Origin of the sequence: Citromicrobium bathyomarinum (assembly GCF_038594605.1) — a bacterium.
Lineage (GTDB): Bacteria > Pseudomonadota > Alphaproteobacteria > Sphingomonadales > Sphingomonadaceae > Alteriqipengyuania > Alteriqipengyuania bathyomarina_B.
The window spans coordinates 645,644-662,648 of the sequence record NZ_JBCFZM010000001.1; the positions used below are offsets into that span (position 1 = coordinate 645,644).

Sequence of the window (17,005 nt, forward strand, 5' to 3'; positions counted from 1 at the left end):
AGACCGGTATCGGTAGCTCCTGCGACTGCGGTGTCGCGAGAACTCGTATTCGCGCCTGAGCCGTTACGCACGGCCCGATGTCGTGGTGTACGTTCTCCCGACCGCATGCCCCAAATCGGGTGCCCGGCATAAAGCTACGCTAGCTGGCGGCGCCGGCAGCAGCGGCAAACGCCTCGCCAAAGATGCCCAGGCCTTCGTCAATCTGCTCGTCCGAAATCGTCAGCGCGGGCAGGAAGCGGATCACGTTGCCGTACATTCCGCAGGCGAGGATGATGAGGCCGCGCTTGTGGCATTCGGCCAGCACCGCCTTGAGCAGCGCTGCGTTGGGCTTCGCCATCGATCCGTCCCGCACCAGCTCCAGCGCAATCATCGCCCCGCGGTCCGCGCGGATGTCTCCGATCAGATGGGGATATTGGCGCTGCACACCTTCAAGCGCCGTGCCGAAGCGTGCGCCGATTGCCTGCGCGCGTTCGACCAATCCTTCCTCTTCCAGCACGTCGAGCACTGCGAGCGCCGCTGCGCAGCCGATGGGCGAGCCTGCGTAGGTGCCGCCGAGCCCGCCCGGATCGACCGCGTCCATGATCGCGGCCTTGCCGACGACGCCCGCAATCGGGAAGCCGCCCGCCATGCCCTTGGCCATCGTCATCAGATCGGGCTCGATGCCCGCATATTCGCTCGCGAACATCTTGCCGGTGCGCCCGAAACCGGTCTGAACTTCGTCGGCGATCAGCACGATGCCGTGCTCATCGCAAATCTCGCGCAGACGGCGCAGCCATGCGGTCGGGGCAGGATAGAACCCGCCCTCGCCCTGCACCGGCTCGAGAATCATCGCCGCACAATCGGCCGGGTCGAGATCGGTGCGGAAGAGCGTGTCGAGCGCCTTGAGCGATGCCTCATCGGAAATGCCGTGGCCCGCGATAGGATAGGGCGCGCGGTAGATTTCGCCCGGAAACGGGCCGAACCGTGTCTTGTAGGGGGCGACCTTGCCCGTCAGGCCGAGCGTCATCATCGTGCGCCCGTGATAGCCACCATCGAAGGCGACGATCCCGCGCCTGCCGGTGTGCGAGCGCGCGATCTTGATCGCGTTCTCGACCGCCTCGGCGCCGGTTGTGACGAACATCGTCTTTTTGGGTGTATCGCCCGGGGCGAGCGTATTCAGCCGCTCGGCCAGCTCGACCGCGCTCGCATAGGGCGTGATCATGATGCAGCTATGGCTGAGATGGTCGAGCTGCTTCGCGACCGCGCTCTTCACTTTGGGGTGGAGGTGGCCGGTGTTGACCACCGCGATGCCGGTCCCGAAATCGAGATAGCGCTTGCCCTCGACATCCCAGACCTCGGAGCCTTCGGCGCGGTCGATGAAGATCGGCGCGAGATTGCCCTCGCCGCGCGCCATGGCCGCATCCTTGCGCTCCTGCCATTGCGCGTTGCCGACGACTTCTGCCTTCACCGCGTCCTGTGCGAGCGTAGCGCTCATGCCGAAAGCCCTCCCATGCGAATATATTTCATTTCGAGATAATCCTCGATCCCGTGGCGCGAGCCTTCGCGCCCCATGCCCGATTGCTTAATCCCGCCGAACGGCGCGGCGACCGACGAGATGATCCCTTCGTTGAGGCCCACCATTCCGTATTCGAGCGCATCGCTCATCCGCCAGGCGCGCCCCAGATCGCGGGTGTAGCAATAGGCGGCGAGGCCGTAGGGCGTGTCATTGGCCGCCGCGACGACCTCTGCTTCGGTATCGAATACGATGATCGGCGCTACGGGTCCGAAGATTTCCTCGCGCACGATGCTCGCATCGCGGGCGACGTCCGCCACCACGGTCGGCTCGAAGAACAGGCCGTCCTTGTTCGCCCCGCCTGTTTCGATGCGGGCACCGCCCGCGACGGCTTCTGCGAGCAGACGCGAAACCTTGTCGAGCGCCGCCTGATTGATCAGCGGGCCGACCTCGGTTCCGTCCTCCGCCCCATCGCCAACCTTGAGCGCGCGGACCCGCTCGACCAGCTTGGCGCAGAAGGCGTCGTAGATGCCCCGTTGCACATAGAAGCGATTGGCGCACACGCAGGTCTGGCCTGCGTTGCGGTATTTCGATGCCATGGCCCCGTCGACCGCCGCATCCAGATCGGCATCGGCAAACACGATGAAAGGCGCATTGCCGCCAAGCTCCATCGAGGTCCGCTTCACCGTGCCCGCGCATTGCGCGAGCAGCTCGCGGCCGACCCCGGTCGATCCGGTGAAGGAGAGTTTGCGCACCACCTCGCTCTCGGTCAGCGCGCGGCCCACGTCGCCTGCGTTGCTGGTGGGGACCACGTTGAACACGCCCGCAGGCACGCCCGCCTGAATCGCCAGGTGCGCGGCGGCGATGGCCGAGAGAGGCGTGTCTTCTGCCGGTTTCGCGACCATCGTGCACCCCGCTGCAAGTGCAGGAGCAACCTTGCGCATCAGCATGGCATTGGGGAAGTTCCACGGCGTGATCGCCGCGCATACGCCCACAGGCTCGCGCGTCACGAAGGCTCTTGCGCCGCCGACGGGCGCGGGAATGATCTCGCCATAAACCCGCTCGGCCTCCTCGGCGAACCACTTGATGTAGCCAGCGCCGTAGCGCACCTCGCCCAAGGCTTCGGGCAGGGGCTTGCCCATTTCCGCCGTGATGAGGCGAGCGAGCGCGTCTTCCTCGGCGATCATCAGGTCGTACCAGCGGCGCAGGATCGCGCCCCGGTCCGCTGCCGGGCGTGCGCGCCACTCCGGCAGAGCGCGATGGGCCGCGTCGATCGCCGCGAGCGCATCCTCGTGCGAGCAATCTGCCACCGATGCGATCACCTTCCCATTGGCGGGATTGAGGACCGCGAAAGTCTCGCCGCCCGACGCAGCGCGCGGCTCCCCGTCGACGAGGGCCTGCCAGCTATGCTCCTCGGTGCTGAAAAATCGCGGCATGTCGTTCATCATTCGCTCCCTGTTCGCCTGAAATCCCACTCAGGGCGCGCAGGTGATAGGTCCAGAATTTCTCGAAATCTGGAGCCAGTTATACACTCTTGCTCCGGTCGAGCGATCGTGCCGGAAGCAGCATGACGACTGCGCTCAGAACAAAGGTGGCGATGGCGACATTGATGAGCAGCCCGTAATCGCCCCCGCTGCCGAGCAGCTGCCCGGCGACGAGCGGGCCCGATGCAAGCCCGACCTTCGAGACGAAGCCCGCCGCCGCCGCCGTCCGTCCTGCCCCGTCGAATTGCGATGCCATGCCCAGCAGGTACGCCATCACCATGCCCCAGGTGATCCCGGTGCCACAGTTGGCGATCAGATATGCCGCCGGATGCGCGCTCCAGTGGAAGATGGCGGTGCCGCCGAGCGTCAGCAGCATGACCAGCGCCAGTGGCAGGAAACGCCCGAACCTGGTCCCGATCACGATCACGCAGAGTGGCCCCAGCAGCGCGACCCACGTTGCCAGCCCCAGCGCATAGCTGGTGTAGGTCCGGTCGAGATCATAGGCGAGGCCGAGCCGGAAGATATAGGCCAGCAACCCCATGTTCGCGGCCTGGAAGAGGAAGATGGCGAGGAGCGTGAGGACGAGCGGACCCCATTCCACTTTGCCGGTGCCCAGCGTCGTGGTCGGCTTGGGCGGGAAGGCGGGCAGGAAGACCAGCATCACCAGACTGGCGAAGCTGAACAGCGCGAGCGCAATGAACAGCGCCTGCGTGCCATAGATAGGGACCAGCTGCGGCAGGGTCATGACGCCCAGCCCGCCGAGTCCGAACTGGACGAACAGCAGGATGCCGAAGGTCCGGTCGGCCTGCGCGGTGCGGGCGATGACGCCGAATGCGATCCCGACCAGCATCCCGCCCACCAGTCCGTGGAAGGCCCGCACGGCCAGCAGCGCGTTGGCACTTTCAATCGGCATCGAGACCAGATCGAGCGCAATCAGCACGATCAGCAGGGTGTAGGCTGCCGGACGCCAGGGCACGATCTTGATCAGCACCACCGATATCAGCGCGCCCACCGACGCGCCGTAGATATTGGCCGACCCGATCAGGCCTGCCTGGCTTTCGCTCAGGCCCAGCCCGGTGATCAGCCCGTCGACGATGGCCGCCATGATGTTGACGTAGAACAGCCCCGCCGTCGCGAGGAAGCTGAGCATGATCCCGGCGAGGAGGCCTGCCGGATCGACCTTCATTCTGGTGCGTGTCGCGGCGCTCATTTGGTGTCCCCACACAGCGGAAATCGTTGATGAATGGCCTTCGCCGACGCGCCCCAGCGGTAGGTTCCGCCGTCGCTGACATGCCAGTAGAGTCTCTCGTCCGGCAGGAAGGCCGCGGCGAGCCCTCCGAAGCCCGACATCAGCGGGATCCACTGGTCGCTTTCGCACCCGAGGTACGGCCCCGCATTCCACGCCCAGAACCCGTTGCGGTAACGCTGATCATCGCTCGCCGCGCGCAGGCCATAGGGCGGCTCGCCGTGTTGCAGAGCCTCGCCCAGCATGGCGGGATCGAGAAACACCTCGCCACCAATCGTGCCGCCGCGCTGGAGGAAGGCGGCGATCCGGGCGAGATCGGCGCGGGTCAGATACAGGCCCCAGCCCGAGAACGGAATCGCGCTTTCGTCATAGGTGCGGCGCGGGGCCTCCATCAGTGCCGAAAGACCAAGCTCACGCCAGATCGGCGCGAGCAGATCGGTCTGCAGATCGGCGGCCGCATCCTGACGCTCGGTGCGTAAAATCGCGGTCATGGCGGTGCCCGCGATGTAGGTGTCGGCAGTGCGATAGACAAAACGGGTGCCCGGACCGGCGCGGCGACCGAAGGCCTTACAGGCGATCAGGATCTTGCCCGGATGATCCTCGACCAGGAAGAACTTCTGCATCGCAGCAGAGCCTTCGTCCACCTCGTGCCGGCGGCTGTTGTAGTGGCCCGAGGCCATGTTGAGGACGTTCGACACCGTGACGTCGCCCCAGTCATCGGCATCGCAGCCGCCGACATAGGGGGCGATCTTGCGCTTCATCGAACCGGGATAGAGCTGTTCGAGCCGCATCGCGCCAATGCCCGCGAAGACCGACTTGGCCCAACTGTACGAAGGAATTACCAGCTCCGCGCAAAACGGATAGGCGCCCGCGCGGGTCGGACAGTCGGACACGTAATGCGTGCCGCCCAGCACGGTGCCGTAGGCAGTCAGCGCCTCTGCGGGGACCTGATCTTTAGACGCGAGGCGGTCGGCAAAGGGCAGCGTGCTCACTGGCATTTCGGGCAGGCGCGCCGCGCGTTCGCGCTTGTCGGCGGCGATGACGGCTGCCGCATTTGGAATCTCGGTAGCGGTGAAAAGCGCAGCGAGCTCCGCGCGCATGTCGAACTGCAGATAGGCGCAGGTCTCGCCGGCGATCTGGAAATCGGCGGGCTCGTCGGGTTCTGAAAGATTCATCTTGAGCAGCCCGTTATGGACGCAATTCGCATTCCGCTCGGTCAGCGCCACGGGCAGCGATAGCCACGCGATCCCCTCGGCATCGCTCCACGCCGTGCCGGGCTGGACGATCCATTCCCAGTGGGGATGCTCTCCGCGGATCGGCCCGCGCTGCACCGGGATGATGCGCGTTCCATCCTGCACCAGATCGACCCGGAGCGGCGGGATCATATCGAGTTGCAGGGCCTTGCGGTCGATCCTGAAGCTGTTGGTGTGCAGGTCGAACAGGTCGGCCTCGGCTCCGTCGATCACCAGAGTGCCCTCGATCGCTGCGTCTGGCGCAATCGGGTCCTCGGGCGGGGCGAAGAAGGAGGTCGGCAACAATTCACTGCCGGACGCAAAGGCCGCGCCGGGAAGCAAAAGCACCATGCAGACAAGGATGATCTTCAGCTTCGAAATCATGCGATCACCCCTGCCTGCGACAATGCGTCGACCAGTCGCTTGAATTGCTCTTTGTGGCGCCGCCAGGCACCGACCGACCGATTGTGGATTGGTTGGCGGACCTGCACCGCGCTGGCCGTGGCCGAGGGCGAGCTGGCTTGGTGGAAGTCGAGCACGCGCTCGTCCCAATCGAGCCCCGCTGCATCGAGCAAACGCCGGCTCTCGCCCTCCTGATCGGCCACCAGATCTTCGTAACGCACGTGGTGAATGCGATCTTCCAGCAGTGCATCCCAATGCGCCATCAAGCGATGTTTCGCGATCAGATATTCGGCAATGTCGTCGAGCGAGTAGGCGAAGGGATATCCCATGCGGAACAGCGTCTTGTAGACGGCAAAGGCAATATCCATCGGATCGCGCTCGACGCTGACAATGGTCGCATTGGGCAGCGCCTGCGCGATGATGCCGAGATACAGGAAATTGAGCGGCGTCTTGTCCACGGTGCGGGCTGCCTCGGGCGCACGCCAGCCCATCCGCTGCGCATAGTTGGCACCGATCGCGCTTGCCGGGCCGCGATGCGATTTCTCGATCAGCTCGCGTTTCGAGCCGACGGCGCCGGTTTCTTCCATAATCGCGAGCGCGAGGTCGTTGACCTCACCCACGCTCGCAACATCGGGATGGCTGGCGAAAATGCGGTCGACCAGCGTGGTGCCCGAGCGCGGCATGCCGACCACGAAGATCGGCGCGGCATCGGTGTGGCCCTCCTCATCCCCGCCGCTCTCTGACGAACACGCCGCAATCTGGCGCATCGCTTCGGCATCGTCCTGTACGCGATATTGTATCGCCCGCCTGCGCAGCGCGTTGCCGTGCTGCAGGGCCTGCCAGCTCTCCCGGTGGTGACCCAGGTCCTCCAGTTCCTTGGCAAACGCGAAATGCACCGCAAACGCGTCGCGCTGGCCCTGCATCTGTGGGAGGATTCGCGTCAGCTCGTCGAGGTTGTTCTGCTCGGCCGATTGCGTTCGCAGGGTCGAGAGGTTGTAGCGGGCATCGCCGTCGAGCGGCCGGGCCTTCAGCACCGCCCGAAGATTGTCCTCGGCCAGCCCGAAGTCTCCCAGAGCGACCTGCGCGGCGGCGAGATTGAAACGGTATCGCGGATGCGCGGGCTCTGCATCGCAGGCGCGGAGCAACAGGTTCGCCGCGAGCTGGTAGTCGGCAATCTGCGTGGCCGTCTGCGCCAGTGCATCGAGCCGCCCGGCCCCGATCGCCGGATCGTCCGACAATTGGGCAATGCGCTCCCTTGCGGTCGGGATATCACCCCGCAGGACCAGGGCTTCGAGTTCAAGATTCTGCGCGCGGGCGTCTTCCGGCGAGGCCTTGCGCGCCATCGCGGCGCTGCGCACCATTGCCACAAAGTCGCTCTGCCGCTGGTAGGGGCGGGCGAGCACGGTCCATTCGGTCGTGCCGCCCTGCCCCGTCGCCAGCGCCGTTTCCAGCATCGCGGCAGCTTTCACCGGATCCCCCTTCTCGAGCAGGACCACCGCTTTGCGCGTTGCCGCGGCCAACCGATGTTGCTGCTCGAGAGAGGTCTCCATGCGTTCAGTCGACCGCTAGAAGGACACGGTCGCGGTCAGGCCCACGGTCCGGGGGAGCGAGATGAACTCCTTGCTCCCGTTACCGAAGTACCCGGCGGCAGGTGCGGTGCCCATGTAGGCCTCCGTAAAGACGCCGGTCACACCCTCCTCGTTGAAGATGTTCTTGATCCACGCGGCAATGGTGAGCGGCCCGTTGGATACGCTCGCGGTGGCATTGAACAGGGCGAACCCTTCCAGCGGCACGTTGAACGTCTGGCTGGTGCCAATCGCATTGCGCGTTTCGGACTGGTAGTTGCCGTCGGTGCGCAGGAACAGCGACCATGTGTCGCTGATCGGCGTATCGTAACTGAACGCCCAGTTGATCATATGCGCGGGCGTGCCCGGCAGCCGATCGCCATCCTGCCCCAGCACGGTGCCAGCAGGCGAGAGCACATCGCCGGTAAGCTCGGCATTCACGTAGGCATAGCCAAGCTGGTAGCGCAGGCTGTCGCCAATATAGCCGTCGACCGCCAGTTCGAGCCCGTAGGTGCGCGCGGAATCCCCGTTTCGGACGGCGAAGAAGCCCCAGTTGGTGGTCGCCGTGTTGAGCTGCGGATCGCTCCAGTCGACATAGAACACGCTCGCATCATAGGTCACACCGCCGGTGCGGCCCTTCACGCCCGCTTCGTAGTTCACGACGCTGTCCGATGTGTAGACCTGCCATGCGGGATCTTCGGCAAAGGTGCCCGTCAGCGGCACCGCGTTGGAGCCGCCACGGCGATAGCCTTCCGACACCGTCACGTAAGCCAGCTGGTCTGTGGCGAACTTCCACGAGAGGTTGCCCTTGAACAGCACATCGTTCTCGCCGATTTCGAAATTCGCGGTCGTCGGTTCGGCGACCGAGGCATAGAGCGGGAGATCGATGAAGGTGTCATTGCTCGACTGGTTGTCGAAATAGCGCGCCCCCACGGTCAGGTCGAACGTATCGGTTGCGTGCCAGGTGACTTCGCCGAAGACCGAGACTTCCTCGAAATCCTCGTCGCGGCGGTAGGCAAAATCCTGATCGCCGGTAACCGCACTGGCAAAGCCGGGGAATGCGGTATCCCACCAGCGCTTGAATCCGAGGAGATAGCTGCTCTGCGTGGAGACGATGTTCTGATCGCGATAGAAGCCGCCGACCACGTAGTCGATCGTCTCGTTGCCCTTGGACACGAGGCGGACCTCCTCGACGAAGGCGGAGTCCTCGTAAGTGCGCACGGCGGCTGCGGCCGGACGCGGATAATTGTAGTAGAAGCCCAGGAAACCGGCCTGCGCATAGAAGCCGGTGTTCTCGCTCGTGCTGCCACCCGACGTGTCGTAGTATGACGTCGAAGAGGTCAGCGTTGCGAAGCCGAGGTCGATATTGGCTTCGAGCGCGACGAGATCGACTTCGCGATCCGACGGTTCGAGCTGGATCGAACCAATCTCGTTATCCTCATAAGGATTGCCGAACCCGTCCGAGCCGACCGTCTGCGCGCGGCGACCGCCAATATCGTCTTCCTGATGGGCGTAGAGCAGCTTGGCATCGAAGTTCGCGCTCGGCTCGAACAGCATGGTCGCGCGGACCATCCATTGCTCGGCCGTGTCGGCATCTTCGACTTCGCGGTAGGACGCTGCTGGGTCGAGCACGCCGTTGGGTGCGGCCGGCAGGCCATCGCTATCGAGTTCGTAAACGTTCACGTAATCGGTGATGCCGGGGTAGTCCGCATAGGAGCCGACGACCCTGAGCGCGAGCGTGTCGCCAAGCGGTACGTTGACCACACCGTCGAGCGAGTAGCCGATCCCCGACGAGCCATCGACATGCGACAATGCGCCGCTGGCATATCCGCCGAATTCACCGAGCACGGGATCGCGGGTGATGAAGCGCACTGTGCCGCCCAGCGAGCCGGACCCGTATAGCGTGCCCTGCGGCCCGCGCAGAACCTCGACCCGGTCGATGTCGCGCAGCATGAAATTCGCGAAGACCGGCGTTTCGTTGACGTAGGTGGAAACGGTCGCGACCGATGACGTCGCGTAATCGCCCAGCGCATTGCTGTCGACGTTGAGGCCGCGAATACGGATCTGGTTGACCGTGCCCGCATTGCGGAAGCCACGATCGACCACCGCCACACCGGGGATCGAACGGAGCAATTCGGCGCTGTCGAAGGTCTGCGCCGCCTCGATCTCGTCTCCGCTGACCGACGTGATGTTGTAAGGCACGTCGATCACGCGTTCCTGGCGGCGGGTCGCGGTGACGGTGATGATGGGCCGCTCGCCCTCGTCCTCGGCGGCGGTTTCGTCCGCCTCGCTGGCGTCCTGTGCGTGCAGCGGAGCGACCATTGCGGTCGACGCGAGCAGCAGGCCGCCGAAGGTCGCCATGCGTATCTGTGTTCTATGAATCATTGTCCTGACCCCTTTATTCCTGATGGACTTTGAAGATTTTCGCTTCGGCTTCTGGTGCCCCCTCGGCACCCGCTTCACTTTCGGGAACGACCAGCGGACCCAAGTCCGACATCGCCTTTGCGCGCGTTTGCGCGTTCTCGTGCAGTGGATAGCGCAGCGGCGTGTCGCGGAAGCTCTTCATGACCTGGCCCAGGCCCTGCCAGCCTTCCTCGCGTGCATCGCGCACCTGCTGCAGATCGAGCCGAAGGGCCGCAACGTCGCGCCCTTCGCCGCTCTCGTAGATCAGCTCGCCACCCGGCCCGAAATAGGCAGAGCGACCATTGCCGAGCATCCCTGCGCAATTCACATCGATGAAGAAGCACTGGTTGGTGGCGGCATTCGCGCGCGCAATGGCCAGTTCCACATCGCGGTCCACCGTGTTGGTCATCGTCGGCAGGACGATAACCTCCGCGCCCATCGCGGCGAGCGTGCGCATCGCCTCGGGAAACCACATGTCGTAACAGATCGCGACGCCGATCCGGCCGATGCCGGGGATTTCGAACACGCAATATTCTTCACCGCAAGCAATGTCCTTTTCGTAGGGAAGGAAAGGGAAGAACTTGTCGTGCCGGGCAACGATCTCGCCCTGCGGGTCGAAGACGGGGGCGACATTGAAGATACGCCCATCGCGTTCCTGATAGAACGAGCCCGGGATCAGAAAAGTGCCGGTTTCGCGGGCGAGCGCGGACATGCGCTGTTCGAATGACCCGCCCTCGCGCTCGGCATGCTTGGGAGACGCGCCATAGGCGGCAAGCTCGCCGAACACGACCAGATCGACCCATGGAAACCGCCGCGTTACCGCGCGCGCCTCACGTTCGATCAGATCGACATTATCGGTCGCATCGGCGTCGACCTGGATTGCAGCAATTCCTAGCTTTGCCATCAATTCCCCCTCTGAGGACAGAGGTTCTCGCAACTGCGGCAAAGTTATTAGAGCCAGTTTGGTCGGTTTTTTAGAGCCAGATCGGTCAGGTTGGAGAGGGTGCGATCACGGCCTCGTCGATTGTGCGGCCATCGTCGTCGAGCCAGAAAATGCGGTTTCCCGCGCGCGCAACCCGAAAGCGCCCCGTTTCGCCATAGGCCCACTCATCCCACTGGCGACACCAGTGGCCCCCCTCGATCCACCAGCGCCCCTCGTCGCGCTCTTCCTGGGCATAGCCTGCCCGGCCCTGCATACTGCCATCGGCGAAAAGCTCGATTATGCAAGGCTCGCCGTAGACGGTCTGATAATTGAGCCGCTGGCCCGAAAACAGCGGCTCCAGCTCTGCTGCCGGGAGCGCAGCGCGCGTGTCGTCGGCGGGCGACTGCTCCGCGCCGTCACCTTCGGGCGCGTTCACCAGTTTCAGCATTTCACGCGAAAGGGCCTCGATCCCGGGCCGGATCTGGCCTTCATCGAGGCTGGTAACGCCGAGCCTGAACATATTCGAGCGGCCCTGACCATCCGCGAAATAGGGGGTTGCCGGTTCGATCAGCACACCCGAATTCTGCGCCGCGACGCGTAATTTCTCGGCGTCGAGATTTTCGGGCCCCCGGACCCAGTAAGACGTGCCCCCGGTCACGGGAGGGATCGCGATCGAGAGCGGGCGATAGTGGTTGAGCGCGTCGCGCAGTGCAATCAACCGCCGCTCGTAAATCCCGAAATGCTTGCGCAACATCGCGTCATAATGCCCCAGCGACAGGAAAATCCCTGCCGTGCGCTGCGTGATCGGGGAGGGTTTGCGCGTAGTCAGGTTGCGCAGCCTTCGCGCGGCGCGGATAAAATCGGCGGGCCCAACCAGAAATCCGAGCCGCAAGCCGGGCGAGAGCACCTTGGAGAGCGAGGCGACATATACCACCCGGCCGTCGCTATCGCCGCTCTTGAGCGAAGGCGGGGCATCGGCAAGGAAGCCCAGCTCGCATTCGAAGTCGTCCTCCACGATCAGCGCGTCGTGTGCGCGCGCCTCGGCCAGCAGCGCCGCGCGTTGGCTATCGGGCATGGTGACCCCGGTCGGGCGCTGGCGGCTCGGCGAGACGTAGAACAGGTCGATCCCGTCGAGCCCGCTCGAAATGTCGACGCCGGTATCGCCGACCGGGAAATACCGCACCCCTGCGCCACGTTCGTGAACCAGCGAGCGGATGTCCGGTTCGCCGGGGTCTTCCAGACCGACCGTGCTATCCGCGCCGCATAACAGCTCGAAAATGAGGTGGAGCGCCTGCTGCTCCCCGACCGTGACGAGAATCTCGTCGGCCGCCGCCGCAATTCCGCGCCGTGTGAGGATCTTCTGCCGAAACTGCTCGACCAGCAATTCATCGTCGGCCTCGCCGGTATCGGTCGACCAGCTTTCGACCTCGTTTACGGCAAGCGCCATCCGGCTCGCCTCGCGCCATTCGGCAATCGGGAACAGCGTGCGGTCGTAAAGCCCTTCGATGAAGGGAAAAGGCAGTTCCCGCCAGTCCGCCTGATACCGCAGGCCTTCGCCGGGGATCACCCGATCGGGCGCCTTGCGCATCACCGCCGATTGCTCGCGCCGGGGCTTCGGCCCGGCGACTGCGGGAATGATTGCCGCGCGGCGCCCATCGGCGACATACACGCCGCTCCGCTCGCGCGAATGCAGATGACCGGAGGCGATGAGCTCCTGATAGGCTAGCGAGACGGTGTTGCGGGCGATGCCGAGTTGACCGGCAAGCTTGCGCGACGATGGCAGTTTGAGCCCCGCTGGCAACACGCCCGAATTGATCGTTTCGACGATGCGCGCGCGCAACTGCGCCTGCAGCGAAGTGTTCGATTCCCGGTCCAGGCGGAAGAGGTGCGCAATCGATTGCTTTGCCATCCTGCACGCTCGTGGCCCAATTGCAGGGGTTGCTCAAGCTCGCTCGCGTTTACGCGCAGGAGTTGCGCGCACCCCTGACCGGGGTCAAAGCGACCTCTCGCGAGTGCGGCCTTTGACTTGAGCCACCACACACACGCCCCTACCACCGCAATGTGCAGCGATGCTTCCATTATCACACTGCAATGTGATAGAGCGCTTCATCATGAGCGAATCAACCATCAGCCGTGTGCGCGCCGCCATCACCTCCGGCAGCATCACCCGCGCCGCCCTCGCCCGGGCGGCGGGGCTCCATGCCAACACCCTGCGCGACTGCGCCGAGGCGGACTGGAACCCCACCGCCGAAACCTTGCGCAAGCTCGACGCCTTCCTCGACGCGCAGGAAGATGCGCCAGTCCTCGTCCCGATCGAGGAGATTATCGAGGAAGCGCGCAACGGCCGCATGTTCGTGCTGGTCGACGACGAGGATCGCGAGAACGAGGGCGATCTGGTGATCCCCGCACAGATGGCCACGCCCGATGCGGTCAACTTCATGGCCACCCACGGGCGCGGACTCATCTGCCTGACGCTCCAGCGCGCACGGGTCGAGGCGCTGGGCCTCGAACTGATGAGCCGCAGCAATGGCAGTCGCCATGAAACCGCCTTCACCGTCAGCATCGAAGCGCGCGAAGGCGTGACCACCGGGATCAGTGCGGCGGACCGCGCGCGCACCGTCGCGGTGGCCATCGACCCTACGCGCGGCGCGCAGGATATCGTCACCCCGGGGCACGTCTTCCCGCTGATCGCACGCGACGGCGGGGTGCTGGTGCGCGCGGGCCATACCGAAGCGGCGGTGGATATTTCGCGTCTGGCGGGCCTCAACCCCAGCGGCGTGATTTGCGAAATCATGAACGACGATGGCTCGATGGCGCGGCTCGACAATCTCGTCGAGTTCGCGCGGCGTCACAAGCTCAAGATCGGCACGATCCGCGACCTGATCGAATACCGGATGAAGCACGATCATCTGGTCGAGCGTGCGGGCGAAAGCACCTTCGACAGCCAGCACGGCGGCGAGTGGCGGGCGATCAATTACCGCAGCACGGTCGACGGCAGCGTCAGCGTGGTGCTGCAAAAGGGCCGCGTACTGCCCGACAGCCCGACGCTCGTGCGGATGCACCGCATCTCGCTGTTCGACGACGTACTCGGGCGGACGAGCGAGAAGCGCGAGATGCTACAGCGCGCGATGCGCGTCATCGGCGAAGAAGGCAGCGGGCTGATCGTGTGCCTCATGCCCGGCCAGCCAGACAAGATGCAGGCCGAGGTTGCTGGCCGCCCTGAGGGTGGCGAATTGCGCGAATACGGCATCGGTGCGCAAATCCTCGCCGATCTCGGCGTTTCCGAGATGACCCTCCTTTCCAATTCCCACCGCAATGTGATCGGCCTCGAAGGCTATGGCATCACCGTGGTGGGCGAACGCCCTATTCCGGAGTGATCTGATGGCCCGTTTTCTCATCGTCGAAGCGCGTTTCTACGCCGAGCTCAACGACAAGCTGATCGAAGGCGCGCGCGCTGCGCTGGAGGAGGCTGGTCATCAGGCCGATGTTCTCACCGTGCCCGGTGCACTCGAAATTCCGGGCGCGATCGCACTGGCGGCGGAGAGCGGCCAGTACGATGGCTTCGTCGCGATCGGAGTCGTGATCCGGGGCGAGACCTATCATTTCGAAATCGTCGCCGGCGAGAGCGCGCGCGCGATCATGGCGCTGACGATGGACGGGATCGCGATCGGGAACGGCATCATCACGGTCGAGAACGAGATCCAGGCACAGGTGCGCGCGGATCCGGCCCAGAAGAACAAGGGCGGCGAAGCGGCCCGCGCGGCCATCGCGCTGCTCGATATCGCGGGCAGGTTCGCCCCGCGCGGCTAGGCGCAAAACCTAACCTTTGCGCAAGTGCGAAACCTTTCGGGCGTGCGGCGTGTTACCCGCCGCATGAACGGACCGCTCGAATGGATCGCCGCAATCGGCACGATGATCGCCGCAGGAATGATCGCCGCCGATCTTGGCCGTAAGGCTACGGGCTGGGGCTTCGTGTTGTTCTGCGTGGTGGCGATAACCTGGGTCGTGTCCGGCCTGATCGAAAACGCCATGCCGATTGCCGCGATGAACGCGATCCTGCTGCTGATCAACGCATGGGGCGTGTGGCAATATCTGCTCAGCCCAAAGAACCGCAAGAAGATCGAGAAACTCGAAGAGCTTGAGGAAGAGGCCGAAGCCGAGGTCGAGGCGGAGGAACGCTAGCCGCCCTCCCCCGCCTGCCAGCAAAGTATCAGCGTGCCAGACGCCCAAAGCAGGCGTGACCTGCATAATGGGCGCTATCGCCCAGCTCTTCCTCGATCCGGATCAGTTGGTTGTATTTGGCGAGCCGGTCCGACCGGGCGAGCGAGCCGGTCTTGATCTGCCCGCAATTGGTCGCAACCGCGAGATCGGCGATGGTCGAATCCTCGGTCTCGCCCGAACGGTGACTCATCACGGCTGTATAACCGGCGCGATGCGCGATATCGACCGCGTCCAGCGTCTCGGACAGCGTGCCGATCTGGTTGACCTTCACCAGTAGCGAGTTGGCAAGCCCGCGGGAGATCCCGTCGCGCAGGCGGGCCGGGTTGGTCACGAACAGATCGTCGCCCACCAGCTGGACTTTGTCGCCGATCTTCTCCGTCAGCGCTTTCCAGCCCTCGAAATCGTCTTCGCCCATGCCGTCTTCGATCGAGCGGATCGGATAGTCGTTGCACAGCGCGGCGAGGTAGTCCGCCATTTCGCTGGCGCCGTAGGTCGCGCCCTCGCCCGCCAGAACATACTTGCCGTCCTTGAAATATTCGGTCGCTGCACAATCGAGCGCGAGCGCGATGTCGCTGCCCGGCGTGAAGCCTGCGGCCTCGATCGACTGCATGATGAAATCGAGCGCGTCGCGCGTGCTGCCGATATCGGGGGCAAAGCCGCCCTCGTCGCCCACCGAGGTCGACAGGCCCTTCTGCGACAGGCCCTTCTTGAGCGTGTGGAACACTTCCGCTCCCCAGCGCACTGCCTCGGCCAGCGTTTCCGCGCCGACCGGCATGATCATGAATTCCTGGATATCGATCGAGTTGTCGGCATGTTCGCCGCCATTGATGATATTCATCATCGGCACCGGCAGGACATGCGCTGAAACCCCGCCAACATAGCTCCACAGGGGAAGGCCGCGTGCGTTTGCGCCCGCCTTCGCCACCGCGAGGCTGACGCCGAGCAGCGCATTCGCGCCGAGGCGGCCCTTGTTGTCCGTCCCGTCGAGCGCGATCAGCATGGTGTCGACGTCGCGCTGGTCTTCCGCGTCGAGGCCCAGCAGCATGTCGGCAATCTCGCCATTTACCGCATCGATCGCCTTGAGCACGCCCTTGCCCATATACCGATCGGCATCGCCATCGCGCAGTTCCACGGCCTCGTGCGCGCCGGTCGACGCGCCGGAGGGCACCGCAGCGCGTCCGAAACTGCCGTCTTCCAGTAGACAGTCAACTTCGACGGTCGGGTTGCCCCGGCTGTCGAGAATTTCACGCGCGTGCAGATCGAGTATGGCAGTCATTGGGCCTCCGGTCGGATTATGTTACTTGGGCCGGGGAACAAGCGATCGGCCTTGGTGCGCAGCGCGGCTTATGCGGTGGAACGAACCCTTGCAAGCTGCGTTGCAATTTCAAGGACGGCACCAGTTTTGGGCCTGTCGAACACGAACTGCAAAAAGAGGGAAAACCCATGGCTACTGACGACAAGATCAACGAGACGAGCGCCGTTCCGCTGACCACCGATGCGGCGGGTGCAGCAGCAGGTTCCGCCGAAGCGCAGCCCACGGGTGGCACGCAGGAGGCAAAATCGCGCTTCAATTCCGCGCTCGACGAAGCCAAGGCGGGCGCCCAGGCGCTGCGCGGAGAGGCGAGCACCAAGGCCCAGGCTTACAAGGAACAGGCTGCCGCTAAGGGTTCGGAATATGCCGAGCAAGCCAAGGCCAAGGGTTCGGAATATGCCGAACAGGCCAAGGCCAAGGGGGGCGAGCTTGCCGTCGAAGGCAAGCACAAGGCGAGCGAAGCCCTGACCTCGCTCAGCCGCGTCGTGGCGGAAAACGCTGCGAAGATCGACGATAGTTTCGGCCCGAAATATGGCGACCATGCGCGCAACGCCGCGCGCGGCCTGCAGGATGCTGCCACTCATATCGATTCGAAGTCGTATGACGAACTCGGCGGCGAAGCGCGCGAATTCGTGCGCCAGAACCCCGGCCTCTCGGTCGGTATCGCGGCCGTGGGCGGCTATGTCCTCGCTCGCCTGTTCCGCCGTTGAGCGGGACTGGCTGAGA

The 17,005-nt window shown here is 64.4% G+C and carries 13 protein-coding genes; 4 read left to right on the forward strand and 9 right to left on the reverse strand.

The genetic code is table 11. The features are described 5' to 3' along the window. Nucleotides 1-139 precede the first annotated feature (139 nt). The 8 genes from gabT to AAG612_RS03175 form a co-directional block, all read right to left on the reverse strand. Nucleotides 140-1,474, reverse strand: coding sequence for a 4-aminobutyrate--2-oxoglutarate transaminase (gene gabT, locus AAG612_RS03140; protein WP_342507127.1), 1,335 nt, complete (start codon nt 1,472-1,474; stop codon nt 140-142). Next, a complete protein-coding gene (locus AAG612_RS03145; protein ID WP_342507129.1) occupies nt 1,471-2,937 on the reverse strand; it encodes an NAD-dependent succinate-semialdehyde dehydrogenase in 1,467 nt (488 codons plus the stop codon). The genes gabT and AAG612_RS03145 overlap by 4 nt, the downstream gene beginning before the upstream one ends. Before the next feature lie 79 nt (nt 2,938-3,016). Continuing rightward, nucleotides 3,017-4,186 carry an MFS transporter gene (locus tag AAG612_RS03150; RefSeq protein WP_342507130.1) on the reverse strand — a complete coding sequence of 390 codons (1,170 nt, stop codon included), beginning with the start codon at nt 4,184-4,186 and terminating at the stop codon, nt 3,017-3,019. After that, nucleotides 4,183-5,838, reverse strand: a complete 1,656-nt coding sequence (locus AAG612_RS03155) for a serine hydrolase domain-containing protein (RefSeq protein WP_342507131.1) — start codon at nt 5,836-5,838, stop codon at nt 4,183-4,185. The genes AAG612_RS03150 and AAG612_RS03155 overlap by 4 nt, the downstream gene beginning before the upstream one ends. Further along, nucleotides 5,835-7,406, reverse strand: a complete 1,572-nt coding sequence (locus AAG612_RS03160; RefSeq protein WP_342507132.1) for a tetratricopeptide repeat-containing sulfotransferase family protein — start codon at nt 7,404-7,406, stop codon at nt 5,835-5,837. The genes AAG612_RS03155 and AAG612_RS03160 overlap by 4 nt, the downstream gene beginning before the upstream one ends. A gap of 15 nt (nt 7,407-7,421) precedes the next feature. Beyond that, nucleotides 7,422-9,806 (reverse strand): TonB-dependent receptor, encoded by a 2,385-nt coding sequence (locus AAG612_RS03165; RefSeq protein WP_342507133.1) that lies wholly within the window; start codon nt 9,804-9,806, stop codon nt 7,422-7,424. Between the two features lie 13 nt (nt 9,807-9,819). Further along, nucleotides 9,820-10,728, reverse strand: coding sequence for a carbon-nitrogen hydrolase family protein (locus tag AAG612_RS03170; RefSeq protein WP_342507134.1), 909 nt, complete (start codon nt 10,726-10,728; stop codon nt 9,820-9,822). Between the two features lie 85 nt (nt 10,729-10,813). Beyond that, the gene (locus AAG612_RS03175) at nt 10,814-12,655 is read right to left on the reverse strand and encodes an aminotransferase-like domain-containing protein (RefSeq protein ID WP_342507135.1); all 1,842 of its coding nucleotides are present in this window, start codon (nt 12,653-12,655) and stop codon (nt 10,814-10,816) included. Nucleotides 12,656-12,857: 202 nt separating this feature from the next. On the opposite strand from AAG612_RS03175, the gene ribB reads away from it, so the two are divergent. The 3 genes from ribB to AAG612_RS03190 all read left to right on the forward strand — a co-directional run bounded on the left by ribB (nt 12,858) and on the right by AAG612_RS03190 (nt 14,928). Then, a complete protein-coding gene (ribB, locus tag AAG612_RS03180) occupies nt 12,858-14,123 on the forward strand; it encodes a 3,4-dihydroxy-2-butanone-4-phosphate synthase (protein ID WP_342507136.1) in 1,266 nt (421 codons plus the stop codon). A gap of 4 nt (nt 14,124-14,127) precedes the next feature. Further along, the gene (gene ribH / locus AAG612_RS03185; RefSeq protein WP_342507137.1) at nt 14,128-14,556 is read left to right on the forward strand and encodes a 6,7-dimethyl-8-ribityllumazine synthase; all 429 of its coding nucleotides are present in this window, start codon (nt 14,128-14,130) and stop codon (nt 14,554-14,556) included. Between the two features lie 63 nt (nt 14,557-14,619). Next, nucleotides 14,620-14,928 carry a hypothetical protein gene (locus AAG612_RS03190; protein WP_342507138.1) on the forward strand — a complete coding sequence of 103 codons (309 nt, stop codon included), beginning with the start codon at nt 14,620-14,622 and terminating at the stop codon, nt 14,926-14,928. 28 nt (nt 14,929-14,956) lie between these two features. Here the strand turns inward: AAG612_RS03190 and eno are convergent, their stop codons facing one another. Continuing rightward, entirely contained in the window at nt 14,957-16,243 is a 1,287-nt protein-coding gene (gene eno / locus AAG612_RS03195; protein ID WP_342507139.1) for a phosphopyruvate hydratase, read from the reverse strand. Between the two features lie 167 nt (nt 16,244-16,410). Here eno and AAG612_RS03200 point away from each other — a divergent pair, with 167 nt between their 5' ends. Beyond that, nucleotides 16,411-16,989: a hypothetical protein gene (locus tag AAG612_RS03200; RefSeq protein ID WP_342507140.1), complete on the forward strand. Its 579-nt coding sequence runs from the start codon at nt 16,411-16,413 to the stop codon at nt 16,987-16,989. Nucleotides 16,990-17,005 lie beyond the last annotated feature (16 nt).